This window comes from Agrobacterium sp. 22-3639C2 (assembly GCF_053522105.1).
This window is the reverse complement of sequence record NZ_JBNWDB010000002.1, coordinates 419017-444189: the sequence shown is the minus strand read 5'-3', so window position 1 is coordinate 444189 and position 25173 is coordinate 419017. Positions and strand designations below refer to the sequence as shown.

Sequence of the window (25173 nt, the reverse complement as noted above, 5' to 3'; positions counted from 1 at the left end):
GCCGCGCGGGACGCGGCGCCGCAGTATCTGCCTGAATGAAAGCGGATAGAGATGACGGATATTTCCATGACTTCTGCGTCCATACCGGCGCGCGGCGCGTCGAAGACGAAGCGCAAGCAAAGCTCGGTCGCGCATGACCGTGCGCTGACCCTGCTGGTCTTCCTTCCGCCCGCATTGCTGCTCTTTACCCTGTTTGTCATCCTGCCCATGGGCGAGGCAGCATGGTACAGCCTTTACCGCTGGAACGGTTACGGCACGCCGACCGATTTCGTGGGCTTGAAGAATTTCCAGGTCCTGTTCGGCAATGCCGCCTTTTCGCAGGCTCTGCTCAATAACGGCCTCATCATCCTGATTTCCGTGCTGATCCAGATCCCGCTGGCGATCTGGCTTGCCATGATGCTGGCGCACCGCCTTCCGGGCGTCGTTGCCTTTCGGCTGGTTTTCTTCCTGCCCTATGTCCTTGCGGATGTCGCGGCCGGCCTGATCTGGCGCTTCGTTTATGATGGCGATTACGGCCTTTTCGCTGCCATCTCCAATTTCTTCGGCTTCGCCAATCCTTACGTGCTGGCCGACAAGGATGTGGCGATCTACGCCGTGCTTGGCGTCATCGTCTGGAAGTATTTCGGTTTCCACATGATGTTGTTCATCGCCGGCCTTCAATCCGTCGACAAAAACGTGCTGGAAGCTGCCGAAATCGACGGCGCCTCCGGCTGGCAGAAGTTCCGATACGTCACCTTGCCGATGCTCGGCTCAACGGTGCGCCTGTCCGTCTTTTTTGCGGTGATCGGCTCGCTACAGCTGTTCGACATGATCATGCCGCTCACCGGCGGCGGTCCGTCCAACTCCACGCAAACCATGGTCACCTTTCTCTACACCTACGGCGTCATGCGCATGCAGGTGGGGCTTGGCAGCGCGGTGGGTGTCGTTCTCTTCGTTATCTGCGTGACGCTCGCCTTCGGTTACAAAAGGATTTTCATGCGCCATGACTGAACCATCCACTTCCGTCCGCATGCCGCTGCAAACAAAGCTCTATCTTTATATATCGCTGAGCCTGATCGCGGCCATCGTGCTCATCCCGCTTCTGACGACGGCGCTTGGCGGCTTCAAGACGCTGGGGGATCTGCGCGTCAACCCGTTCGGCTTGCCAGCCGAGTGGCAATGGGCCAATTACGGCGATATCCTCTTTGGCAAACGCTACTGGCTGCAGATATTCAATTCGCTGGTGATTGCGCTGTTGACGGTCTTTTTGACGCTGACCGTCTCTGCCATGGCCGCCTTCACCTTTGCGCATGTGAAGTTCTTCGGCTCGTCTTTCCTGCTGAATTACTTCCTGCTGGGACTGATGTTCCCGGCGGCGACCGCCATCCTGCCGCTGTTCATCCGCATCCGCGATCTCGGTCTGCTCGATACCTATTGGGGCGTGGTTCTGCCGCAGGTGGCTTTCGGGCTCGGCATGAGCATCCTTCTGTTTCGCAATTACTTCCGCAATCTGCCGGAAGAGTTGTTTCAGGCCGCTTTTGTGGATGGTTGCGGCTATCTGCGCTTCTTCTGGCACATTTCGATGCCGCTCTCACGACCCATCGTGGCGACGGTGGGGATCGTTTCCTTCGTCGGCAGCTGGAACAGCTACATTCTGCCGCTGATCATGCTGAACTCGGAATCGAAATATCCCTGGCCACTCGGCATCATGGTCTATCGCGGCGAATTCGGCACGGAATGGCAGCTCGTGCTCGCCTTCATCACGCTGACGATCCTGCCGACCGTCATCGTCTTCTTCCTCGCACAGAAACACATCATCGCGGGCCTGACGGCCGGTGCCGTCAAATCGTGACTTGAAAGGAGCAAAACATGGCTTCCGTCGAACTTAGGGATATCCGCAAGTCCTATGCCTCGCTCGATGTCATTCACGGCATCTCGCTCGATATAACCGATGGCGAATTCATTGCGCTGGTCGGGCCTTCGGGCTGCGGCAAATCTACCCTGCTGCGCATGATCGCCGGGCTGGAGGAAATCACCGATGGGGATATCCTCATTGGCGGCACCGTCGTCAATTCCATGACGCCGCGCGAGCGCAATATCGCCATGGTATTCCAGTCCTATGCGCTTTATCCGCATATGACGGTCGCCGAAAACATGGGCTTCAACCTGAAGCTTGCCGGGCAGCCGAAAAACGTCATCGATGAGCGCGTGGCGGAAGCCGCACGCATGCTCGATCTCGGCAAGCTTCTGGACCGCAAGCCCTCGCAGCTTTCTGGTGGCCAGCGCCAGCGCGTCGCCATGGGCCGCGCCGTGGTGCGCAACCCGGCCGTCTTCCTGTTCGATGAGCCGCTGTCCAATCTGGATGCCAAGCTGCGCGTGCAGATGCGTAGCGAAATCAAGGCTCTGCATCAGAAAGTAGGTACGACCTCCATCTACGTCACCCATGATCAGATCGAGGCAATGACGCTGGCCGACCGGGTGGTGGTGCTCAATCACGGCCGTATAGAGCAGCAGGGCACGCCGCTCGAACTTTACAAGACACCTGCCAATCTCTTCGTTGCCGCCTTCATCGGCTCGCCGGCCATGAACCTCATCGAAGGCGTGGTCGACGGCGAGGGCGATCAACCTGCCGCCCGGCTGAAGGACGGGACGGCGATCCGCATTGCCGCCTCAAGAAATGTCAAGCGCGGCCAGTCGGTGACGATTGGGTTGAGACCGGAACATATCGGTTCGACCGTCGGCGGCGATATTTCGCTGTCCGGCAGGACGGTGTTGGTCGAGCCGACAGGCGCGCAGACGCATGTGGTCTTCGAACTGGCGGGCGATCAGGTTACGGCGGTGGTGGATGGCGAGCAACTGGTCAAGGTCAACACCCCCTTTGCCGCCACCGTGCATCACGAGCGTGTACATGTATTCGACAGGGCAAGCGGTCTGGCGCTTTAGACGTGTTTCGTTTTTTAGTGGAATAACGAAATTCTCTCGCTCCCCGGCATTTGGGGCTTGTCTGAAAATTATGAGCGGTTAGCTTGGCAAATTGGGAGCCAAAGCGGTTTTACCGCTAAACTGTATCGATACAGGAGGAGATTTTTATGAAAACGATCAAGGGACCGGGTCTTTTTCTCGGTCAGTTTGCCGGTGATGCTGCGCCTTTCAATACATGGGACGGCATTACCAAATGGGCGGCAGAAAAGGGTTATGCCGGCGTGCAGGTTCCCACCTGGGCCGGGCAGTTGATCGATCTGAAAAAGGCCGCCGAATCCAAGGATTATTGCGATGAATTTGCGGGTGTCGCCCGCCAGAACGGCGTCGAGGTAACCGAGCTTTCCACCCATTTGCAGGGCCAGCTGGTTGCCGTTCACCCCGCCTATGACGAAGCCTTCGATGGTTTTGCAGCACCTGAAGTGCGCGGCAATCCGAAGGCTCGCCAGCAATGGGCGGTGGAACAGGTGAAGCTTGCCCTGAAGGCTTCGAGAAATCTCGGCATCAACGCACATGCGACCTTTTCGGGCGCTCTTGCCTGGCCCTTCATCTATCCGTGGCCGCAGCGCCCGGCCGGTCTGGTGGAAACCGCCTTTGACGAGCTGGCAAGACGCTGGACGCCGATCCTTGATTATGCCGATGAGCAGGGCGTGGATGTCTGCTACGAAATCCATCCCGGCGAAGATCTGCATGATGGCGTGACTTTCGAGATGTTCCTGGAGCGTGTGAAGAACCACAAGCGCGCCAACATGCTCTACGACCCGTCGCATTATGTGCTGCAATGCCTTGATTATCTTGACAATATCGACATCTACAAAGACCGTATCAAGATGTTCCACGTCAAGGACGCTGAGTTCAATCCGACCGGCCGCCAGGGCGTGTATGGCGGTTATCAGGGTTGGGTCAACCGTGCGGGCCGCTTCCGCTCGCTGGGTGACGGGCAGGTGGATTTCGGTGCGGTATTCTCGAAAATGGCTGCCAATGATTTCGACGGATGGGCAGTGGTTGAATGGGAATGCGCGCTGAAACATCCTGAAGACGGTGCCCGGGAAGGGGCCGAGTTCGTCAAGCACCATATCATCCGCGTCACGGAAAAAGCCTTTGATGATTTCGCATCTGCCGGCACCGATGATGCGGCCAACCGGCGCATGCTTGGGCTTTAAAAGCATTTCCAGGAAAAGTGTGAAGCCGTTTTCCGTGTGGGAATGCGCTTAGAAAATGCCGAGGAGACATTATGGCTATTGAAGGAAAGACAACCGACAAGGCGAACACGCGGATTCGCCTGGGCATGGTGGGTGGCGGTTCGGGTGCATTTATCGGCGGCGTTCACCGCATGGCCGCGCGGCTCGACAACCGCTTCGATCTCGTGGCCGGGGCCTTGTCCTCGACACCGGAAAAATCCCTCGCCTCCGGCCGCGAACTCGGGCTTGCTCCAGAGCGTTGCTATGGGTCATTCGAAGAAATGGCAGAGAAGGAAGCGCTTCGCGAGGATGGTATCGAGGCGGTAGCGATCGTCACGCCCAACCACGTACATTATCCTGCGGCGAAGGCGTTTCTGGAACGCGGCATCCATGTCATCTGCGACAAGCCGCTGACCTCCAATCTGGAAGATGCCAAAAAGCTGAAGGACGTGGCGGACAAGGCGGACGCACTATTCATCCTCACCCATAACTACACCGGTTATCCTATGGTGCGGCATGCGCGTGAACTGGTGGAAACCGGTGCGCTCGGGAACATCCGTCTGGTGCAGATGGAATATCCGCAGGATTGGCTGGCTGAGCCGTTGGAGCAGACCGGTGCGAAACAGGCCGTCTGGCGCACCGATCCGGCGCAATCCGGTGTCGGCGGCTCCACAGGGGATATCGGCACCCATGCCTATAATCTCGGCTGCTTCATTTCCGGTCTGGAAGCCGATGAACTGGCAGCGGATGTACATACCTTCGTGGAAGGTCGCCGTCTGGACGACAATGCGCATGTGATGCTGCGCTTCAAGCCAAAGGACGGCAAGCAACCAGCCAAGGGCCTGCTTTGGTGCAGCCAGGTGGCTGTCGGGCATGAAAACGGGCTGAAGGTCCGCGTTTACGGCGACAAGGCAGGCATCGAGTGGACGCAGGCTGATCCGAACTATCTCTGGTTCACGAAGCTTGGCGAGCCGAAACAGCTCATCACCCGCGGCGGTGCTGGCGCCGGTGCCGCGGCCGCGCGTGTCACGCGCATTCCCTCGGGCCATCCGGAAGGATATCTCGAAGCCTTCGCGACCATCTATACCGAAGCGGCACACGCCATCGAAGCCCGCCGCACCGGTTCGGAGCTCGACAAGGCGGTCACCTATCCGACCGTCGATGACGGTGTCAAAGGCGTTGCTTTTGTCACCGCCTGCATCGAATCCGGTAAAAAGAATGGCGGCTGGGTGAAGCTGTAAGATCGACATGGCGTCGCGGCGCATTTCTTCTCCCTTGGGGGGAGAAGGGCCGGATGAGGGGGCAAGCTCTCGGCATATCTCTGCCTGCTTCCCCTCACGACCCACCTGAAGACGTGATCAATTTGCGCGTGTCATCTGCTGCTGCATTCGTTCAGTCACGGGGCAACCGTCCTGTATTCTCGTCCAGGATGAGACGTTGAGTTTCATTTCGCAGCGCGCGAGATAGGAGCCGCCATCGACCCTCAGGCAGGATGTCTGGCCGAGTTCGAACATGACACCGCGATTTCGGCATTTGCAATTGTGGGCATCCGCCAAGGTGGGGATCAGGGCCAGGGCTAGACCAATTACGAGCACTCCAAAACGCATGGCTGAGGCTCCAAAAGACAGGCCACCAGATTATACCTGTCCGACGGTATAGTCAAAACAGCCACCTTCAACGATGCGCACCGCAAGGCCATAACAGGCTCGAACTCTCCTGCTTTCACCCGATCAAAATCGCCCTGATATCATTCACATTCGTCAGCGTCGGACCGGTAACGACAAGGTCGCCAACCGCCTTGAAGGCGGTGTAGCTGTCGTGTCCCACCAGCGACTGGCGCGGATCGGCACCGGCGTTGCGCATACGCGCAAGCGTATCGGGCGTCACCAGTGCGCCTGCCGCATCCTCAACGCCGTCTATGCCGTCGCTATCGCCGGCAATGGCCCAGATACCGTCTGCACCCTTCAGCGTCAGTGCAAGGCTCAGCAGAAATTCCGTGTTGCGCCCACCCTTGCCGGCCAGCCCTTTGCCGATCGTCACCGTGGTTTCTCCGCCGGAAAGCAGCACGGCCGGGCCTTTGACTGGCAGGCCCTTGCGGCTGGCGGAGAGGGCGATACCCGCCATCACCGCGCCGACATCCTTTGACTCACCCTCCAGCGAATCCCCGAGGATGAGCGGCGTAAGGCCAAGCCTCACCGCCTCGTCCGCCGCCGCCTGTAGGGCGAGCGAGGGTGTCGCGATCAGCCTGATGTCCTCTTCTATATCGCCTGTCTTCGGCGTTTCCTCGCCCTTTTCCAGCACTTTGCGCACATTCTCGGGAAGATCGAGCGCATAACGGGAGACGATTTCCCGCACATTGTTGATATCGCTCGGATCGGCAACCGTGGGGCCGGAAGCGATTTCGGAGGGATCGTCGCCCGGTACGTCTGAAATCAACAGCGAAACCACTCTGGCCGGTTTGGCGGCCAGCGCCAGTCGTCCGCCCTTTATGCGGGAGAGGTGCTTGCGCACGGCATTCATCTCGGAAATCGTCGCACCGCTGGCGAGAAGCGCGCGGTTGACGGCCATCTTGTCCGCAAGCGTCATGCCTTCGGCAGGTGCGACCATCAGTGCCGAACCGCCGCCGGAAATTAGCGCGATCACCATGTCGTCTGCGGTCAGCCCTTCAACGGCGGCAAGAATGCGTCTTGCCGCTTCCGCACTCATGTCGTCGGGCACGGGATGGGAGGCCTCGATGATTTCGATGCGCCCGGCCGGAACGGCATGACCGTAACGTGTTACGACGATACCGGAGAGGTTCACATCCGCCCAGGCCTTATCAAGCGCTGCGGCCATGGCAGCCGAGGCCTTGCCCGCGCCGACCACCACACACCTGCCCTTGGGCGGGTAAGGAAGATGATGTTGCAGCACCTTTGCGGGATCTGCACTCGCCACTGCCGCCATAAATATGCGGTTGAGGGCGTCTTTTGCGCGGAGATCGTTCCATGCGGTCATAGGTTCATACTCCGATCCAGAGGAAGCCGAGCGCAAACAATGCCGGCAAAGCCTGAATGAACAGGATTTTCATATTGGCGGTAATGGCGCCGAAAATGCCGGCTACCAGGACACAGGTGAGGAAGAAGACCTTGAAACTCAGTCCTTCATCGCCCTGCGTGAGCCCATAGATCAATCCGGCTGCCAGAAAACCATTGTAAAGCCCCTGATTGGCGGCAAGCACCTTCGTCTGTCGCGCAAAATCCGCAGAGAGGCCGAAGGCCTTGCGGCCGGCCGGCTTTTCCCACAGCAGCATTTCCAGAATGGTGATGTAAACATGGATGGCCGCAACCACGGCAATCAGAATGCTGGCGATCATCGGCGGTTTCCTCCAAACCCTGATGTCCGGCGCGTCAATTATCCGCAAAAAGGGAGAGGCCGACCGGATAATCCGTTTTAACGGTGGTACACATGGCCGCAAGGCCATAATCCCTCTCTTCCCGCGCAAACCTGTTGAAGAGCCGCACAGCATTGCTTGACTCTTTGCTGAAATAAGAACAAAACAGGAACAATAGAACTGAAAAACCGGAATTGAAACCTGTCATGCCATGCAAAAGCGCGCGGAACAGTTGCTCGTTGTCGAAGAGCTGCGTGAAAGGCTGGAAAGGATCGGTGGCGGTCCTCACCGCCTGCACGAGGCCTTGCCTTTTGGCGTGGATGCCATCGATCACCATTTGCCTGGAGGCGGGCTGAAGCTCGGTTGCCTGCATGAGGTGAGCGGCGGCGGCAATGGCGCCGCCGATGGTGCGGCAGCGGCGCTTTTTGCGGCCGGTGTGGCAGCAAGGCTGTCCGGCAAGGTCTTATGGTGTGTCACCCGCAGGGATCTGTTCATGCCGGGATTGACGCAGGCGGGCCTGTCGCAGAACCGGGTCATCATCGTCGAATGCCGCGATGAGAAAGGCGTGCTCGACTGTTTCGAGGAAGGCTTGCGCTGCAACGGTTTTGGCGCCGTGATGGGCGAGCTTGCGAAGTTGCCGATGAATGCCTCGCGACGGTTGCAACTGGCGGCGGAAACCTCTGGTGTCACCGGCATCGCCATCCGCCGCTTCCGGCACCCGGCCGATGCGGCGTTGTTTGGCGAGCCGACGGCCGCTGTCACCCGCTGGCGTGTCTCTGTCCGGCCATCTTCGCCCCTGCCGGTGCCGGGGGTGGGCAGGCCACGCTGGTTTCTGGAACTTTTGCGATGTCGCGGCGGCGAAAGCGCTGCATTTGAAGTGGAAGCCTGTGATGCAAAGGGTCGTCTCGCTTTACCTGCCGACATGGCCGACGGATCGCTACCGGCGTCTTTCGGGGCAGAACGCGCCGCCGGTTGAAAAGCCGCTGGTCATGATCGGCCGTCAGGGAAGCCGCCGCCTCGTGCTGGCACTGGACAAGGCAGCAAAGGCGGTGGGCATCCGGCCCGGTACACCCGTCAGCAAGGCGCAGGCTTTGGTGCCGGGTCTCGTTGTCGAGGATCTGGATGCGGCGGCGGATGCCCGCGCCCTGCAACAGCTCGCTTTTCATTTCCTGCGTATCTATGCCCCGATCGTCGCCGCAGATCCGCCTGATGGGCTGGTGCTGGATACGGCAGGTGCGGACCATCTGCACGGCAATGAGACGCTGATGTTGAGCGGCATGGTGAACCGCCTGCATGCCGCAGGCTTCGCCGCCCGCGCTGCTATTGCCGATAGCTGGGGGGCGGCCCATGCGCTTGCCCGGTTTGGCCGTAAGGAGATCAGCATCGTATCGCCGGGCGGGCAGCGGGCGGCGATCAGCGGGCTGCCTATGGCGGCGCTCAGGCTGGAGGAGCGTATCGTTTCCGGATTGAAGGTGCTCGGTTTTCGCACCATAGGCGAACTTGCCGAGGCTCCACGGGCGCCGTTGACCCTGCGTTTCGGCCCGGAAGTGGTCAGGCGGCTCACTCAGGCTTTTGGCGAGACTGGCGAACCTATCGAGCCGGTGCGCATTGCCGAACTGGTGGAGGTGCGCCGCGCCTTTCCCGAGCCGATCGCGGCGGCGGAGACAATTGCCCGCTATGTGCAAAAGCTGGTTGCTGAGCTTTGCGTCTCGCTGGAAAAGCGTGGCCTTGGCGCACGTCGCGTCGATCTTGTGCTGCACCGGGTGGATAGCGGCTTGCAGGCCGTGCGGGCCGGCACCTCCAGACCGGTGCGTGATGTCAAACAGCTTGTCCGGCTTCTGACCGACCGGATCGACACCATCGATCCCGGTTTCGGCATCGAGATGATGGTGCTGACCGCCACCCATGCCGAGCCGCTTGTCGCCGCGCAGGCCCGGTCCTCGCTTCTGGAGGAAGGGCGTGCGGAAATCGCCGATACGGTCGATGTCATCCTCAATCGCGGCCACAGGGTCTATCGTTATGCGGCGGTGGCAAGCGACGTGCCGGAACGTTCTCTTGCCAGCGTTTCGGCGCTGGCACCTGAGGATACCCTCGGCTGGCCTTGCCACTGGCCGCGCCCGGTCAGGCTTTTTGCAAGGCCGGAACCCATCGAAACTCTGGCGCTGCTTCCGGATCATCCGCCGCGTTATTTCATCTGGAAAGGCGTGCGCCATAATGTGCGGCGCGCTGATGGGCCGGAACGGGTGTTTGGCGAATGGTGGAAACGCGACCGCGAAAAGGCCGCCGTGCGCGATTATTTCACTGTCGAAAACGAAAGCGGCGAGCGCTTCTGGATTTTCCGCTCCGGTGATGGCGAACATACCGAGACGGGCTCGCAGGGCTGGTTCATCCATGGGGTCTTTGCATGACCACGCTGCGCTATGCCGAGCTTCAGGTGACCACGCATTTCTCCTTCCTGCGCGGTGCAAGTTCCTGTGATGAACTGTTCGAACAGGCAAAAAATCTCGGTATCGAGGCACTCGGCATCGTCGATCGCAATAGCCTTGCGGCCATTCCCCGCGCTTATGAAGCGGCCGATAATCATGGCATCCGGCTCGTCATCGGCTGCCGGCTCGATCTGGATGACGATCTTTCCGTGCTTGTCTATCCCATGGATCGCCCGGCTTACGGGCGGCTTTGCCGGCTGCTTTCCGTCGGCAAGAAGAGGGGTGGCAAGGGTAAGTGTCGGCTCACATGGGACGATCTCGTAGCTTATGGCGAAGGCCTTATCGTGGTGCTGCTCGCCGATCTGGCTGACGATCTCTGCGCGCTTCGCCTGCGCCGGTTGAAAGCCGCTTTTGCTGACCGGGCCTATATGGCGCTGAGCCTGCGAAGACGACCCAACGACCAGATGCGGCTTTTCGAATTGTCGAATATGGCTGCAGCCGCTGATGTGCCGACTGTTGTTACCAATGACGTGCTGTTTCATGTGCCCGAGCGTCGCATGCTGCAGGATGTCGTTACCTGCATCCGGCACAATTGCACCATTGACGAGGCGGGTTTCCGGCGCGAGCGGCATGCCGACCGCTATATGAAGCCGCCTCAGGAAATGCACCGGCTGTTTGCCCGCTACCCGGAAGCACTGGCCCGCAGCCTCGAAATCGCGAAGCGTTGCACCTTTTCGCTGAAGGAGCTGGTCTATCAATATCCTGAAGAGCGCAGCCTGCCGGGGCTGACGGCGCAACAGGCGTTGGAAAAGCTCGTCTGGGAAGCGGCGCCGGGGCGTTATCCGGATGGTCTGCCGGAGAAGGTCGAAAAGGCACTGCATCATGAGTTGGGGCTTATCGGCAGGCTGGAATATGCACCCTATTTTCTGACAGTAAATGCCATCGTCCAATTTGCACGGGGGGAAAATATTCTCTGTCAGGGGCGCGGCTCAGCCGCCAATTCGGTGGTATGTTATGTGCTCGGTATCACCGCCATCGATCCTCTCAAGGTTGATCTCCTGTTCGAACGTTTCGTTTCGGAAGAACGGCGCGAGCCGCCAGATATCGACGTGGATTTTGAGCATCAAAGGCGCGAGGAGGTCATCCAGTGGGTTTATAACACTTATGGTCGCGACAAGGCCGCGCTGTGCTCGGTCGTCACCCGTTATCGCGGGCGCGGGGCGCTGCGCGATGTCGGCAAGGTTCTGGGCCTGCCGGAAGATTTGACCAAACTTCTGTCCTCGCAGGTCTGGCGCTGGAGCGAAGGGGTGGGCGAAAAACAGGTGCAGGAACTGAACCTCAATATGGAGGACCGCCGCCTGAAGCTCGCCTTCGAGCTGGCCAACCAGCTTGTCGGCACACCGCGCCATCACAGCCAGCATCCGGGCGGCTTCGTTCTGACCCATGACCGGCTGGACGAGTTGGTGCCGATCGAACCCGCCGCCATGGACGACCGGCAGATCATCGAATGGGACAAAGATGACATAGATATCGTCAAATTCATGAAGATGGATTGCCTGGCGCTCGGCATGCTCTCCTGCATGAGACGCGGTTTCAACATGCTGGAGGAGCGCACGGGCGTTAAATACGATCTCGCCACTGTCCCACAGGATGATGACCCTACCTATGCCATGATCCAGAAAGCCGACACGCTGGGTACCTTCCAGATTGAAAGCCGGGCGCAGATGTCCATGCTGCCGCGGTTGAAGCCAAAGATATTTTACGATCTCGTCATTCAGGTCGCCATCGTTCGTCCCGGTCCCATTCAGGGCGATATGGTGCACCCCTATCTTCGTCGCCGTGACAAAAAAGAAGAAGAACATTATCCCAAAGAGGAGCTGAGAGGCGTGCTGGGCAAAACGCTGGGTGTACCGCTGTTTCAGGAGCAGGCGATGCGCGTCGCCATCGAATGCGCCGGTTTTTCACCCGGTAAGGCGGATCAGTTGCGTCGCGCCATGGCGACCTTCAAGAATGTCGGCACCATCTCCAAATTCCGTCAGGATATGATCGATGGCATGGTGGATCGTGGTTATGAGCAAGAATTCGCCGAACGCATCTTCAAGCAGCTGGAAGGATTCGGCAGTTATGGTTTTCCAGAAAGCCATGCGGCCTCCTTCGCGCTGATCGCCTATGCCTCCTCATGGCTGAAATGCCATCATCCCGATATTTTCTGTACGGCGCTTCTCAATTCGCAGCCAATGGGGTTTTACGCCCCGGCGCAGATTGTGCGTGATGCGCGCGATCATGGCGTGGAGGTGCGCCCGGTTTGCGTGAACAACAGCCGGTTTGATTGCACGCTGGAGCCCACGGGCAAGAAGAATGCGAATGGTAAAGAGCGCTACGCCGTGCGGCTTGGCCTGCGCATGGTAAAGGGGCTTTCCAACGATCATGCAGCAAAAATCGTCGCCTGCCGTCAGGATCGCGATTTCGTTTCCGTGGACGATCTCTGGCGGAGGGCAGGTGTTCCCGCCGCTGCCCTAGTCTGTCTCGCCGAAGCCGATGCCTTTCTGCCGTCGCTGTCGCTTTCCAGACGCGAGGCGCTGTGGGCCATCAAGGCGTTGCGGGATGAGCCGTTGCCGCTTTTTGCTGCCGCTGCCAGCCGGGAAAACGCTGTGGTGGATGAGCTTTCCGAACCCTCCGTCGCGCTGCGGCCCATGACTGATGGCGGCGAGGTGGTACAGGATTATGGCCATGTGGGGCTGACCCTGCGCGAACACCCCATGTCCTTCCTGCGGCGCGATCTTTCCCGCCGGCGCATCGTCAGCTGCGCGGAGGCGGTGCGCGTCCGTGATGGAACGTGGCTGGAAACCGCGGGGCTGGTTCTGGTGCGCCAGCGCCCAGGCTCGGCAAAGGGAGTGATCTTCATGACTCTGGAGGATGAGACGGGTATTGCCAATGCGGTTCTGTGGGTAAAGACCTTCGAAAAATACCGGCGCGTGGTGCTTTCCGCCGGCATGGTCGGTATTTACGGCAAGATCCAACGGGAAGGCGAGGTGGTGCATCTGGTCGCCCACCGGCTGACCGATCTGTCAGAGGCGCTGGCAAGCGTGGGTGAGCGCAACCACCCCTTTCCTCTGCCGCATGGGCGCGGCGACGAGTTCCACCACGGTATTCCGCCGGACGATCATCGCAACATCAGGAAACGTCCACCGCCTGCGACCCAGGATGGAGATGAGGTGGAGCGGATAAAGGTCATTTCCCGCAATTTCCATTAGAGCATTTCCAGTAAAAGTGCGTAGCGGTTTTACGTCCGGAAAATGCGTAAAAACAAAGAGATAGAGCGCGTCAAAAGTTTCCGTTTAAACCGGACGTGCTCTAAGATGCGCTCTATGCCGCATCTTCCAGACCAGATGTGTCCTTCCTGCGGAACTGGCTGGGCGGCGCGCCGATCACGCGTTTGAAGGCGCGGCTGAAGGATGCCTCGGAATCGTAGCCGAGCTTTTCCGCCGCCAACGTGACACGCATACCCTCGCGCAGCCACAGTCGCGCCTGATGCATGCGTACGCGAACGACATAACGGGCTGGGCTTTCACCCACCACACGGGTGAAGCGTTCTGCAAAACTCGAGCGGGATGCACCCATCAGGGAGGCAAGCTCTTCCACGCTCCAGTCTTTCTCGGGGGTAAGGTGGATCGCTGCAAGCACCCGTCCGAGTTCGGGATTGCGCACGGCGGCAAGCCAACCGCTGGAATCGCCGCAACCATATTCTACCCATGTGCGGATCAGTGTTGCCGTCAAGACATCGGCAAGCCGCGCCAGAATGCCACCGGCACCAACGCGGTTCAGTTCCACTTCGCGCGCCATGGCTTCCAGGAGATGCGGAATGGCCGGATCGCTTTTGGCGAGATCGCTGGTCAGCATCACATCCGGCATCAGTTGCAAAAGCGGATGCAGATTATCCATGTTGAAACGCATCGAGGCGGTAAAGGCTACCGTGTCGCCGCCGGCACCGGCACATTCCATGTCGAAAATGCCCTGACACACTTCCTTTTTACCGAACCGGTCGAAGAGGGCAGGCGTTACATCCTCGCCGCTGCCCAGCACATGGGCGTGGCCACGGGGAAGAAGCACTGCATCGCCGCACGTAAGCGTCAGCCATTCTCCGGAAGGTTTGCGTAATTTTGCCTGGCCCACGCCGATAAAATGAAACCGCGCCGCCTCCTGCTCGGGAAAGGCCGTCGCCCAGGGCGTTGCCATGCGGCAGCGGCCATATTCCACGCCGTCAAGCCGCAGACCACGCAGCATTTCCGTCAATGCATCATTCATGGCAACTCACAAATTCGGACGTTTGGTTAAGGAATGCGGATTTTTTAGCATGGAAACGCCGAGCTGTCACGCGTAGCTTACGACCATCGATTTGTGAGGCGACGCACCGGGCTCCCACCGGCTTCATCGTTTTGCCATTCCGTTTCAGGGCTCGTTCCCAGAATGCGCATCAGGAGATTTTCATGAATAACCGAACAATCAACGAACTTGAATATGCGCCACACAGACAAGAGCCGGATGCGAAGTGGGCGGCGGTGGTTTCGCTTTCGCTCGGTGTCTTCGGGCTGGTAACGGCGGAATTCCTGCCGGTCAGCCTTCTGACGCCACTGTCGACCGATCTCTCCATCAGCTCCGGCATTGCCGGCCAATCCATCACCGTCACGGCACTGGTCGCAGCGGTTGCCGGTCCCGGCGTCGTCATCGGCACGCGCAGCATTGATCGCCGGTGGACCCTGCTTGGCCTCACGACGTTGCTGATCATTTCCAGCACATTGGCCGCTTTTGCCAACGGTCTTTTCATGCTGTTTACATCGCGCGTTTTGCTTGGCATCGGCCTCGGCGGCTTTTGGGCCATGTCGGCGGCGCTGGCGCTAAGGCTTGTTCCGCTGGATAAGATGCCGCGCGCCATGGCCATCATCCTAACCGGCGTTTCGGTTGCCACCGTTTGCGCAGCCCCTGTCGGAGCGTGGATCGGCGCGACGCTTGGCTGGCGTGCGGCCTTTGCCGTCGCCGGCGTGCTGGGTGTCATCGCACTTGTCGTGCAGTTGCTCACCGTTCCCTCGCTGCCGCCGGCCGGTGCGCCCGGCCTGTCCACCATGTTCCGGCTATTGCAGCGCCCGCAGGTCAGGATCGGCCTTCTGACGACGCTATTCATCGTCGCGGGCCACTTCGCCGGCTTCACCTATGTTCGCCCCTTCCTCGAAGACGTGCCGCAGCTTGGCGTCGAAGCAATCTCGCTCGTTCTTCTGGCTTACGGCGTGGGCGGTTTTTTCGGTAATCTCTTCGGCGGCTTCCTCGCTGAGAAGAACACGGCATGGGCCGTGACGTTTGCCGCCACCCTGATTGCCGCATCCGCTTCCGTGCTGGTGATTGCCGGTGCATCTCCCGTTGTCGCTGGCTTTGCCATTGCCTCCTGGGGTTTCGCCTTCGGTGCGCTTCCTGTCAGCGTGCAGAGCTTCATCACCCGCGTCGCCTCAGACGAGGCCGAAAGTGCAGGCGCGTTGCTGCTCACCACCTTCCAGATCGCCATTTCCAGCGGCGCTGTTCTGGGCGGACTGCTGATCGACCTTCAGGGTGCGACGATGGTCTTCGTTTTCGTCAGCATTGCAGCACTCCTCGGCGCATCGCTCATGGCATCGCGCCGTGGCGTGGTGCCGCAGATTGAAGCGTCGCAGGGGTAAGATACTTGCCGGAAGAAAAAGGGCCCGCATCCGTGCGGGTCCGAATTTTATGATGAAAAGCCACCCCCTCCGTCATGCCGGCATCAGGCCCGGGGTGACAGAAGGGATGTCGATAGGCTTTTCGCCTTCAAGGCGTCTTGATTGCCTTTCGCGTCCGGTCCTTGCCGACCTCGATTACATGGCGCATGGCTTTCACGGCGGCGTCCGCATCACGGGCGGCGATGGCGTGCACGATCCGCAGATGGTTTGCGGCGATCTCGGCGATGGTTCCGGGCGACGAGGCCGGGGATGAAAGCTGGAATGAGATCGCAAGGGCGGCCTCGATCAGCCCGCTTGCCGAACGCATGAACGGATTGCCTGACATGTGCGCCACGGCGAGGTGGAATTCGAGATCGACCTTGGCGATGGTTTCCGGGGTATGCTGCGGATTGTCGAATTTGGCGGCAATCACATAAAGGGAAACGATATCGTCATTCGATGCCTGAAGCGCGGCAGCTGCCGCCGCCGCCGGTTCGAGCGCGAGGCGGATTTCCGCCAGATGTGTAACGAATTCCTGGTCTATCCCGGCTTCGCAGCGCCAGCCCAGCACATCCGGGTCAAAGAAGTTCCAGCTCGAACGGTCGAGAACGCGGGTGCCGACCTTTGCCTTGGGTTCGACCAGCCGCTTGGCCGCCAGCGTCTTCATCGTCTCGCGCAACACGGTGCGCGAGACCCCGAAACGGAGCGACAGTTCGGCATCGTTAGGCAGCAGGGATCCTTCCGCAATCCTGCCCGAGACGATGGCGCTGCCGAGTTCGGAGACCACATGCGCGTGGCTGTTCCGGCGTTTTCGCCCGCTTATCGTCGTTTCGAGCAGCCCCAATAAAGCCTCCGTGTTGGTTATGCCGGATGTGGTCCGGCCAGTCTCCTGTTTGAATACCAGATGATTGCGCGCTGCAACACGATGAAGACAAAAAGCAGCACGCCAATAACGATTTTGGTCCACCAGGATGACAGGGTTCCGTCAAAAACGATGTAGGTCTGGATCAACCCCTGGATCAGCAGTCCGACGAAGGTGCCCGCCACCAGCCCCATTCCACCCGTCAGAAGCGTTCCGCCAATGACAACAGCTGCAATAGCGTCCAGCTCCACGCCCACGGTCGCCAAGGAATAACCCGATGAGGTGTAGAGCGTGTAGACGATGCCGGCGAGGCCGGACAGGAACCCGGAAAGTGCGTAGATGCCGATTGTCGTTGTACCGATCGGCACACCCATCAGTTCGGCCGATTGCGGGTTACCGCCAAGTGCATAGACATTGGCGCCGAAGCGGGTGCGGCTGGCAATCAGCATGCCGGCGGCAAAGACGAGAAGCATGACAATAGCAAGTGCTGTCAGCCTGCCGCCGCCGGGAAAGCGGAAATAAAATCCCTGTATCGCATCGATGAAGGGATGCGAGATCGGTACGGATTGCGTCGAGATCAGATAGGCCGCGCCACGCGCCAGGAACATGCCCGCCAATGTCACCACGAATGGCGGGATCGACAGGAAGCGTATCATCGCCCCCATCATGCAGCCGAACAGCGTCGAGATCACGAGCACGATGGCGAAGGCCAGCAGCGGGTGAATATTATAGGTGCCGACCATGACAGCTACGAAAACGCTGGTGAAGGCGATGACGGAGCCGATGGACAGATCAATGCCACCCGACAGGATCACGAAAGTCATGCCAACGGCAGCGATGCCGAGAAAGGCATTGTCGGTCAATAGATTGCCGATCACCCGTGTCGACAGGATCGCCGGATATTGCAGCACGCAGAGAAGATAGGCGATGAGGAAGATCGTCAGTGTGGTGAGGAACGGAAGATTGCGGCTGTGGATCATCGCGCGGTACCTTCCTTGGTCATTCCGTTGGCGGTGGCCGGTTTTGCGTGTGGCTTTGGCGTTTTGACAAAGCCCAGAACCGCCATGATTGCCGGCGATTGCAGTGTCAGTACCACCATGATGATACCAGCCTTGATGATGAGGTTGAATTCCGGCGGGAAACCGGAGACCAGAATGCCGGTATTGATGGTCTGGATGATGAGCGCGCCGATCAGCGATGCGGTGATGGAGAAGCGGCCGCCATTCAGCGATGTACCACCGATCACCACCGCCAATATGGCGTCCAGTTCCAGCCACAGCCCGGCATTGTTGGCATCCGCGCCGCGAATGTCGGCGGTCACGATCATGCCGGCGATGGCCGCGCAGAGACCGGAAACGGCGTAGACGAAAAACAGCAGGAAGCGTGCCCGCACACCGGCAAGTGCCGCCGCGCGGCGATTGATGCCGGTTGCCTCAATCAGAAAGCCGAGCGCGCTCTTGCGCACCAGAAGGCCGATTACCAGCGCCGCCGCCAACCAGATGATGACGGGCAGGGGAATGCCGGCGAAGGAGCCGGAGCCGATGGCGGAAAAGCTGTCGTCGTTGAAGGTGAGAATGACACCTTCGGTGATGAGCTGGGCGATGCCGCGCCCCGCCACCATCAGGATCAGCGTGGCGATGATCGGCTGGATGTCGAGAAGGGCGACCAGCACCCCGTTCCACAGGCCGCAGGCAATGCCAACAGCAAGCGAGATGGCGATGACGGTTGGGATGGAATGGCCGTTGCTGATGAGTGTTGCCGCCACCGCGCCACAAATGGCGATAACAGCACCGATCGACAGATCGATGCCTTTGGTGGCGATCACCAGCGTCATGCCAATCGTCAGGAGCGCCACGGGTGCGGCACGCACGAGAATATCCATCAGACTGCCGTAAAGCCTGCCGTTCTGGAACGAAACATGCAGAAAGCCCGGCGAAACGATTGTAATCGCTGCCAGAATGACGAAGAGGGCGATCAGTTGGGGAGCAAGCCTTTTCAGGCGCCTTGTCACAGCCACCATCATGCCGCCTCCGTTCTGGCCGCATCCGCAATTGCCCGCATGATGTTGTCGGCCGTCACCTCGCCGCCCTTCAATTCGCTGACATGCCGGCGGTCGGACAGCACGACGACCCGGTGGGCAACGGCGGTCAGTTCTTCCAGTTCGGACGAGATGACGACGAGCGACATGCCCTCGGTGCAGAGTTTTTCGATCATTTTGAGGATTTCCGCATGGGCGCCGATATCGATACCACGGGTCGGCTCATCGAGGATCAGAAGCCGGGGATGGGTTGCAAGCCAGCGCGCCAGAATGGCTTTCTGCTGGTTGCCGCCGGACAGGAATTTTATCGGCCGGTCAGGATCGGCCGGGCGGATGTCCAGCGATTTGATGAAGCTTTCGGCCAGTTCCACCTTCTGCCGGCGCGAAAGCGGCCGCGCCCATCCCTGGCGGGCCTGGAGAGCCAGAGCAATATTGTCGGTCACGGAAAAGTCGCCGATGATACCGTCAGTCTTGCGCTCCTCCGGGCAGAAACCGAACCCGGCCGTGATTGCGGCTTCAGGCGAAGAAAGAGCGATGGTCTTTCCGTCTATCGTGGCCTTGCCGGTATCGGGCTTGTCGATGCCGAACAGCAGGAAAGCCGTTTCCGTTCGTCCCGACCCCAAAAGACCGGCGACGCCGACGATCTCTCCCGGACGAATGCCGAGGTCGAAGGGGGCGATGCTGCCGCGTTTGCCGTACCCCTCGAAACGGATCGGCGGTTCGCCCTCGGCAACCGTGTCGTCAGTGGCCTGATGCTCGTGGGTGATGTGCTGAAGCTCGCGACCAAGCATCATCGCAATGAGTTCGGACCTCGGCAGGTTGCCGATGTCGCGCGTGCCAACGAGGCGGCCGTTGCGCAGAACCGTCACCCGGTCGGCGATATCGTAGACCTGGTTTAGGAAGTGGGTGATTATGACGATGCCGATACCCCGCGCGCGCAAGTTCCGCAGCACACCGAACAGCATCTCGACCTCATGGGCATCGAGGCTGGCGGTCGGCTCGTCCAGCACCAGCACCTTGCCGGAAAGATCGACGGCGCGGGCAATGGCGATGATCTGGCGGATAGCCACGGAATAGCTGGAAAGCAGGGCGTTGACGTCGATCGAAAGCCCGTATTGGGACAGCAGCGCCTGCGATTGTCTCTGCATCGAGGCTCTGTCAATGAGCCCGAAGCGATGCGGTTGGCGGCCGAGAAAGAGGTTTTCGGCAACGGTCAGATTTTCGAGAAGGTTTACTTCCTGATAGACGGTGCCGATACCGAGGGCCTGCGCTTCGCCGACATTGGTGGGCGATATCTCGCTACCTTCCAGAAAGATGGAGCCGCTGTCGCGGTGGTAAACGCCGGTCAGTATCTTGATGAGTGTTGATTTCCCCGCGCCGTTTTCGCCGAGAAGCGCGTGAATTTCACCGCGCCCGAGCGAAAAATCGACGCCGTCCAGCGCCGTTATCCCGAGAAAGGATTTACCGATGGCGCGTGCTTCCAGAAGTGGTGCCGTTTCGGACATTGCGCAGGCCCTGCATGAAAGAAGCTGTGACGGAGCGGCACGCATGACATGCCGCTCCTTCCGAAGATAAGGGGTCTATTAGTAACCCAGACCCTTCTTCGCCTCGTAGACCTTCATCGGGTCGTCAGACGCTGTGTAGAGCTTGGATTCGGTCTGAATCCACTTCGCCGGTGCCTTTTTGTCTTTCAGATAGGCTTCGAGAGCGTCGAAGGCAGGACCGGCCATGTCAGGTGTCAGTTCCACCGTCGCATTGGCTTCACCGGCGGCCATGGCCTTGAAGATGTCAGGTACGGCATCGATGGACACGACCTTGATGTCGGATCCCGGCTTCAGGCCGGCTTCCTTGATCGCCTGGATCGCGCCGACGGCCATGTCGTCATTGTGAGCGTACACGGCACAGATATCCTTGCCGCCGCCTTCGGCCTTGATGAAGCTTTCCATCACTTCCTTGCCCTTGGTACGGGTGAAGTCACCCGTCTGTGAGCGCACGATCTTGATGTTCTTGTGCGAAGCGATGGCTTCTTCGAAGCCCTTTTTACGGTTGATGGCGGGCGAAGAGCCGGTCGTGCCCTGCAATTCGACAACCTTGCAGTCCTTCGCGCCGACATCCTTGACGAGCCAGTCGCCGGCAACCTTGCCTTCGTGAACCTGATCCGAGGTGACCGCGGTCAGGTAAAGATCATCCGGCGCTTCGATCTGGCGATCGAGCAGGATGACAGGAATTTTTTCTTCCTTTGCTTCCTTCAGCACGGCGTCCCAGCCGGTTGCGACGACAGGTGCGATCAGGATTGCATCGACGCCCTGCGCGATGAAGCCGCGAACGGCCTTGATCTGGTTTTCCTGCTTCTGCTGTGCGTCGGCGAATTTCAGCGTAACGCCGCGCTTTTCGGCCTGCTGCTTGGTGACAGTGGTTTCAGCGGCGCGCCATCCGGATTCGGAGCCGATCTGCGAGAAGCCGACGGTCAGCGATTGTGCGGAAACACTGGATGCAAGGCATGCGGAAACGGCGACAGTGATTGCCGCAAGAGCTTTTCTCATCTTATCCTCCCAGAAATGATGTCAGCGTGACGACGTCACTATGAGCATATAGTAATACTCTTGAAAAGGGGTTTTTTAGCGGATTTCCAATTCACGTCATGCCGATTTCGTGGAGGTGCAGCATTAAACAGTTATAAATCAATGGCTTATTGTGTGTATTCTAATTTCTGCGCCGTGCAAAACTCGCCCGCAATATAGTCTGATCCGGCTTGACAGGCCGCGCCGCTATCTAATAGTAATACAAATAAGCAAGTCAGGTCGTGACGGAATGTGGGGCCTCGGGTCAGTTACAATCCGGCAAGGCAGGGAGGGAAGAGGCCATTGCGCAACGTCGGTATGGTCGTAAACACCGAAAAATATTCGGCTAAAGCTGAAGAACGGCTCCAGGTCACTCGTCTGGCGCTCGTCTGTCGGTTATGCGTGCTTCCGAGAAGCTGATTCCATTTTCCTTGCGCACAACATAAGCTTGTCGCATTTCGTAATATTTTACCGTTGGCCACTTCCGGCTGGAGACCGCATCATGACCAAATCCGACAATCTGCCCGCAACCCAAGGCAAGCTTCGTTCGCGCGCGTGGTTCGATAACCCCGCAAACGCTGATATGACCGCGCTTTATCTCGAGCGTTACATGAACTTCGGTCTCAGCCAGGCCGAGCTTCAGTCCGATCGCCCTATCATCGGCATCGCGCAGACCGGCTCGGACCTTTCGCCCTGCAATCGCCACCATCTGGAGCTGGCGCATCGCCTGCGCGAAGGCATTCGTGAAGCGGGCGGCATTGCCATTGAATTTCCGGTGCATCCGATCCAGGAAACCGGCAAGCGCCCGACGGCGGGTCTCGATCGCAACCTCGCCTATCTCGGCCTCGTGGAAGTGCTTTACGGCTATCCGCTCGACGGCGTTGTTCTGACCATCGGCTGCGACAAGACCACGCCTGCCTGTCTTATGGCGGCGGCCACCGTCAACATTCCGGCCATCGCCCTTTCCGTCGGCCCCATGCTGAACGGCTGGTTCCGTGGCGAGCGCACCGGTTCCGGCACCATCGTCTGGAAAGCGCGTGAACTGCTGGCCAAGGGCGAGATCGATTATCAAGGCTTCGTCAAGCTCGTCGCTTCTTCCGCACCTTCCACCGGCTATTGCAACACCATGGGCACGGCGACGACGATGAACTCGCTTGCCGAAGCACTCGGCATGCAGCTGCCCGGCTCGGCCGCTATTCCGGCGCCTTACCGCGACCGTCAGGAAATCTCCTATCTCACCGGCCTTCGCATCGTCGAAATGGTCAAGGAAGACCTTAAGCCTTCCGACATCATGACCAAGGATGCCTTCATCAACGCCATCCGCGTCAACTCGGCCATCGGTGGCTCCACCAACGCGCCGATCCATCTGAACGGCCTAGCACGCCATGTCGGCGTTGAACTGACGGTCGATGACTGGCAGACCTACGGTGAAGACGTGCCGCTGCTCGTCAACCTGCAGCCGGCCGGTGAATATCTCGGCGAGGATTATTACCATGCCGGCGGCGTTCCGGCTGTCGTCAACCAGCTGATGACCCAGGGGCTCATCATGGAAGACGCCATGACCGTGAATGGCAAAACCATCGGCGACAATTGCCGTGGTGCCATCATCGAAGACGAAAAGGTCATCCGTCCCTATGACCAGCCGCTCAAGGAGCGCGCCGGTTTCCGTGTTCTGCGCGGCAACCTGTTCTCCTCTGCCATCATGAAGACGAGCGTGATCTCGGAAGAATTCCGCAAGCGTTATCTCTCGAACCCGAACGACCCGGAAGCCTTCGAAGGCCGTGCCGTGGTGTTCGACGGTCCGGAAGATTACCATCACCGCATCGACGATCCGTCGCTGAAGATCGACGCCAACACCGTTCTCTTCATGCGCGGTGCCGGTCCGATCGGTTATCCGGGTGCGGCAGAAGTGGTGAACATGCGTGCGCCTGACTATCTCTTGAAGGAAGGCGTCAATTCGCTGCCCTGCATCGGTGACGGCCGCCAGTCCGGCACGTCTGGCAGCCCGTCCATCCTCAACGCTTCTCCGGAAGCAGCGGCAGGCGGTGGTCTGGCCATCTTGCAGACGGGTGACCGCGTTCGTATCGATGTGGGTCGTGGTAAGGCCGACATCCTGATTTCCGGCGAGGAACTGGCCAAGCGTTACGAAACGCTCTCCGCCGAGGGCGGCTTCAAGTACCCCGATCACCAGACGCCATGGCAGGAAATCCAGCGCGGCATCGTCAGCCAGATGGAAACCGGCGCGGTTCTGGAACCGGCCGTGAAGTATCAGCGCATTGCGCAAACCAAGGGTCTGCCGCGCGACAACCACTAAGGCAGGGCCGTTTACGGCTCTTTGATGGAAAGGGGTTTGCCCTTTCCATCGTCATGCCCGGGCTTTGTCCAGAGCATCTGCAAATATTTGATTGTTCGAGATTTTGTAAATCCTCGGGTCAAGCCCGAGGATGGCGTTGCATGTTTAAAGTGTACGTCACGGATCGACTGTTTCACCGTGTTTGAGGCTACGCTGAGCACATTTCGGCTCAAGGCCGCAGGACGGGAAAACGACGTTTCAACCGCCCCGTCAGCCTGCGCTTAATAAATTAAATCACAGGATAAAGCGACCAGAAGAACAGTTCGTATTCCTGATCACGGTCGTCATCGTTGGACTGGTCGTCCGGTCTGCGTGGCGTCCTGTCCTGCAAATCCTTCTCGACCCGCTCGTTTATGGCGGGCGTTCTTCGGCCGATGCCAAAGAGGTCAAAGGAGAGCATGTTGAACCCTGCTACCATGGCCATTTCCCTTCTTCACGCGAGTTAACAGTGCGTTAAGTTTCGCGCGTTGCCATGATTTCGTCAAGATTGGCCAAGGAATTTGTCTACCATTTTTAACAACAATGGCGTGACTGACGTTCCGCCAGCACCCGATTTCGCGCAACGAACGTTTATCGGCGCTGTCAGAGACCCTTCTAGGAGGTGCCGGAATAGCTTTTTTCGGCCGCTTCCAGCGCGGAATCGGTATCTGCGGCATGGCCGAGGCTTCTCAGGGCGCTTGAAACAGCGGTGATATTGGCTTGCACCGAATCCGGGTTGGCGCGCCGGCCGGTGTGATTGAGCCTTATCAGCCGTTCCGCACCGGGACCGACACCGCCCGAGACATCCGCACCTTGCTCCCTGGACGCAGCCGCCAGAAATGCGTCGGCATCCACCGTGTCCGGCAAGATCGCTGTCGAAACCAGAGCAGACGCGTCAGTCTCCTCCACCCACGTCGGTATACCAAGGGCCCTGATGCCGTTACGAGTGGCTGTCGCCGCTCGTTCGTGGCGTTCATTGGCGGATGCCAGACCCTCTGCCTCTATCCGGTCGAGTGCCGCCTCCAGCGCATAGAATTCCAGCGGCGCAGGTGTTCCCGGGAGCGCGCCGCGGCCGGTATCGAGCCAGAGTTTCTTCTGGTCGAGAAGTGAAAGCATGGAGTTTTCAGGTGCATTGCCATGTGAAAGAAGTTTCCAGGCACTTTCGCTGACGGAGATGGCGGATAAGCCCGCCGGGCCTGCCAGCGCCTTTTGCGGGCCGATGACCGCAATATCTATGCCGAGCTGGTCAACCTCGAAGGCATGGCCGCCGATGGAAGCGACGGCATCGACGACCGTGACGATGCCTCTGTCTTTGGCGAGCGCGGCAATGGCGGGCAGGGGGTTGAGAATGCCGCTTGCGGATTCCGCGTGCACGATAGCGAGAAGATCAAAACCTGGCCCTTCGTCCAACGCTCTCTCGACCTCGTGAAGTGATATCGGCTTTGCCGGAGCGGTGGTCAGGTTGCGAACCGTTGCGCCACCACGCTCCAGCCAGCCCCCAAACCACGCGCCATAGGGACTAGTGACGATATTGAGCGCTCTCAGACCAGGCCGCGCGAGGCTGGTGGCCGCAGCTTCAAGCGCAAGCACTGCTTCCGCCTGTACCAGAAGCACATCGTTATTCGTGCCCATCAGCGCCGCCAGCCGGTCGGCGAGAGCGGCGTAACGGTCTGCTGGAAAGGCGGGCGGGTCGAGCAGCAATGCGTAATCCGGGGCGGGCAT

General features: G+C 59.4%; 22 protein-coding genes. 11 read left to right on the top strand and 11 right to left on the bottom strand.

The genetic code is table 11. The annotated features are described in order from the left end of the window. Positions 1-51 precede the first annotated feature (51 nt). The 5 genes from ACQZ6D_RS09775 to ACQZ6D_RS09755 all read left to right on the top strand — a co-directional run bounded on the left by ACQZ6D_RS09775 (position 52) and on the right by ACQZ6D_RS09755 (position 5380). Complete coding sequence (locus ACQZ6D_RS09775) at positions 52-990, top strand: carbohydrate ABC transporter permease (protein ID WP_003510729.1); 939 nt, start codon at positions 52-54, stop codon at positions 988-990. Next, positions 983-1831 carry a carbohydrate ABC transporter permease gene (locus ACQZ6D_RS09770; RefSeq protein WP_003510727.1) on the top strand — a complete coding sequence of 283 codons (849 nt, stop codon included), beginning with the start codon at positions 983-985 and terminating at the stop codon, positions 1829-1831. The genes ACQZ6D_RS09775 and ACQZ6D_RS09770 overlap by 8 nt, the downstream gene beginning before the upstream one ends. A 17-nt stretch (positions 1832-1848) precedes the next feature. Then, positions 1849-2922: an ABC transporter ATP-binding protein gene (locus ACQZ6D_RS09765; protein WP_003510725.1), complete on the top strand. Its 1074-nt coding sequence runs from the start codon at positions 1849-1851 to the stop codon at positions 2920-2922. A 146-nt stretch (positions 2923-3068) separates the two neighbouring features. Further along, positions 3069-4121 carry a sugar phosphate isomerase/epimerase family protein gene (locus tag ACQZ6D_RS09760; RefSeq protein ID WP_003510723.1) on the top strand — a complete coding sequence of 351 codons (1053 nt, stop codon included), beginning with the start codon at positions 3069-3071 and terminating at the stop codon, positions 4119-4121. Between the two features lie 71 nt (positions 4122-4192). Then, positions 4193-5380: a Gfo/Idh/MocA family protein gene (locus ACQZ6D_RS09755; RefSeq protein WP_013761506.1), complete on the top strand. Its 1188-nt coding sequence runs from the start codon at positions 4193-4195 to the stop codon at positions 5378-5380. A gap of 117 nt (positions 5381-5497) precedes the next feature. Here ACQZ6D_RS09755 and ACQZ6D_RS09750 read toward each other — a convergent pair whose 3' ends face one another. The 3 genes from ACQZ6D_RS09750 to ACQZ6D_RS09740 form a co-directional block, all read right to left on the bottom strand. After that, the gene (locus tag ACQZ6D_RS09750; RefSeq protein ID WP_038493930.1) at positions 5498-5746 is read right to left on the bottom strand and encodes a hypothetical protein; all 249 of its coding nucleotides are present in this window, start codon (positions 5744-5746) and stop codon (positions 5498-5500) included. Positions 5747-5861: 115 nt separating this feature from the next. Beyond that, positions 5862-7133 carry a glycerate kinase type-2 family protein gene (locus ACQZ6D_RS09745; protein WP_065687728.1) on the bottom strand — a complete coding sequence of 424 codons (1272 nt, stop codon included), beginning with the start codon at positions 7131-7133 and terminating at the stop codon, positions 5862-5864. 4 nt (positions 7134-7137) lie between these two features. Continuing rightward, positions 7138-7491: a DUF1304 domain-containing protein gene (locus ACQZ6D_RS09740; protein WP_065687727.1), complete on the bottom strand. Its 354-nt coding sequence runs from the start codon at positions 7489-7491 to the stop codon at positions 7138-7140. Between ACQZ6D_RS09740 and ACQZ6D_RS09735 the strand changes: the two genes are divergently transcribed. The 4 genes from ACQZ6D_RS09735 (at position 7478) to ACQZ6D_RS09720 (ending at position 13189) form a co-directional block, all read left to right on the top strand. Continuing rightward, positions 7478-7651 (top strand): hypothetical protein, encoded by a 174-nt coding sequence (locus ACQZ6D_RS09735; protein WP_003510714.1) that lies wholly within the window; start codon positions 7478-7480, stop codon positions 7649-7651. The two genes, ACQZ6D_RS09740 and ACQZ6D_RS09735, sit on opposite strands and share 14 nt — an antisense overlap. A gap of 69 nt (positions 7652-7720) precedes the next feature. Then, positions 7721-8485 (top strand): ImuA family protein, encoded by a 765-nt coding sequence (locus ACQZ6D_RS09730; protein ID WP_112682658.1) that lies wholly within the window; start codon positions 7721-7723, stop codon positions 8483-8485. Continuing rightward, positions 8400-9917 (top strand): Y-family DNA polymerase, encoded by a 1518-nt coding sequence (locus ACQZ6D_RS09725; RefSeq protein WP_065687725.1) that lies wholly within the window; start codon positions 8400-8402, stop codon positions 9915-9917. Before ACQZ6D_RS09730 ends, ACQZ6D_RS09725 begins: the two co-directional genes overlap by 86 nt. Further along, a complete protein-coding gene (locus ACQZ6D_RS09720) occupies positions 9914-13189 on the top strand; it encodes an error-prone DNA polymerase (RefSeq protein ID WP_448729889.1) in 3276 nt (1091 codons plus the stop codon). Before ACQZ6D_RS09725 ends, ACQZ6D_RS09720 begins: the two co-directional genes overlap by 4 nt. Before the next feature lie 112 nt (positions 13190-13301). Here the strand turns inward: ACQZ6D_RS09720 and ACQZ6D_RS09715 are convergent, their stop codons facing one another. Then, positions 13302-14240: an AraC family transcriptional regulator gene (locus ACQZ6D_RS09715; protein ID WP_003510708.1), complete on the bottom strand. Its 939-nt coding sequence runs from the start codon at positions 14238-14240 to the stop codon at positions 13302-13304. A gap of 182 nt (positions 14241-14422) precedes the next feature. Here ACQZ6D_RS09715 and ACQZ6D_RS09710 point away from each other — a divergent pair, with 182 nt between their 5' ends. Then, complete coding sequence (locus ACQZ6D_RS09710) at positions 14423-15640, top strand: MFS transporter (protein ID WP_003510707.1); 1218 nt, start codon at positions 14423-14425, stop codon at positions 15638-15640. A 127-nt stretch (positions 15641-15767) separates the two neighbouring features. Here the strand turns inward: ACQZ6D_RS09710 and ACQZ6D_RS09705 are convergent, their stop codons facing one another. The 5 genes from ACQZ6D_RS09705 to ytfQ form a co-directional block, all read right to left on the bottom strand. Then, entirely contained in the window at positions 15768-16502 is a 735-nt protein-coding gene (locus ACQZ6D_RS09705) for a FadR/GntR family transcriptional regulator (RefSeq protein WP_013761497.1), read from the bottom strand. A gap of 17 nt (positions 16503-16519) precedes the next feature. Beyond that, a complete protein-coding gene (gene yjfF / locus ACQZ6D_RS09700) occupies positions 16520-17500 on the bottom strand; it encodes a galactofuranose ABC transporter, permease protein YjfF (protein ID WP_081308475.1) in 981 nt (326 codons plus the stop codon). After that, positions 17497-18540: an ABC transporter permease gene (locus ACQZ6D_RS09695; protein ID WP_003510702.1), complete on the bottom strand. Its 1044-nt coding sequence runs from the start codon at positions 18538-18540 to the stop codon at positions 17497-17499. The genes yjfF and ACQZ6D_RS09695 overlap by 4 nt, the downstream gene beginning before the upstream one ends. Next, a complete protein-coding gene (locus tag ACQZ6D_RS09690; RefSeq protein ID WP_035251439.1) occupies positions 18540-20063 on the bottom strand; it encodes a sugar ABC transporter ATP-binding protein in 1524 nt (507 codons plus the stop codon). Before ACQZ6D_RS09690 ends, ACQZ6D_RS09695 begins: the two co-directional genes overlap by 1 nt. Positions 20064-20141: 78 nt before the next feature. Next, entirely contained in the window at positions 20142-21101 is a 960-nt protein-coding gene (gene ytfQ / locus ACQZ6D_RS09685; RefSeq protein ID WP_003510698.1) for a galactofuranose ABC transporter, galactofuranose-binding protein YtfQ, read from the bottom strand. A 520-nt stretch (positions 21102-21621) separates the two neighbouring features. Between ytfQ and ACQZ6D_RS09680 the strand changes: the two genes are divergently transcribed. Beyond that, entirely contained in the window at positions 21622-23433 is a 1812-nt protein-coding gene (locus ACQZ6D_RS09680) for an IlvD/Edd family dehydratase (protein WP_003510695.1), read from the top strand. 268 nt (positions 23434-23701) lie between these two features. Here the strand turns inward: ACQZ6D_RS09680 and ACQZ6D_RS09675 are convergent, their stop codons facing one another. Then, the gene (locus ACQZ6D_RS09675) at positions 23702-23896 is read right to left on the bottom strand and encodes a hypothetical protein (protein ID WP_013761494.1); all 195 of its coding nucleotides are present in this window, start codon (positions 23894-23896) and stop codon (positions 23702-23704) included. Between the two features lie 170 nt (positions 23897-24066). Further along, a complete protein-coding gene (locus ACQZ6D_RS09670; RefSeq protein WP_448729888.1) occupies positions 24067-25173 on the bottom strand; it encodes a pyridoxal-phosphate-dependent aminotransferase family protein in 1107 nt (368 codons plus the stop codon).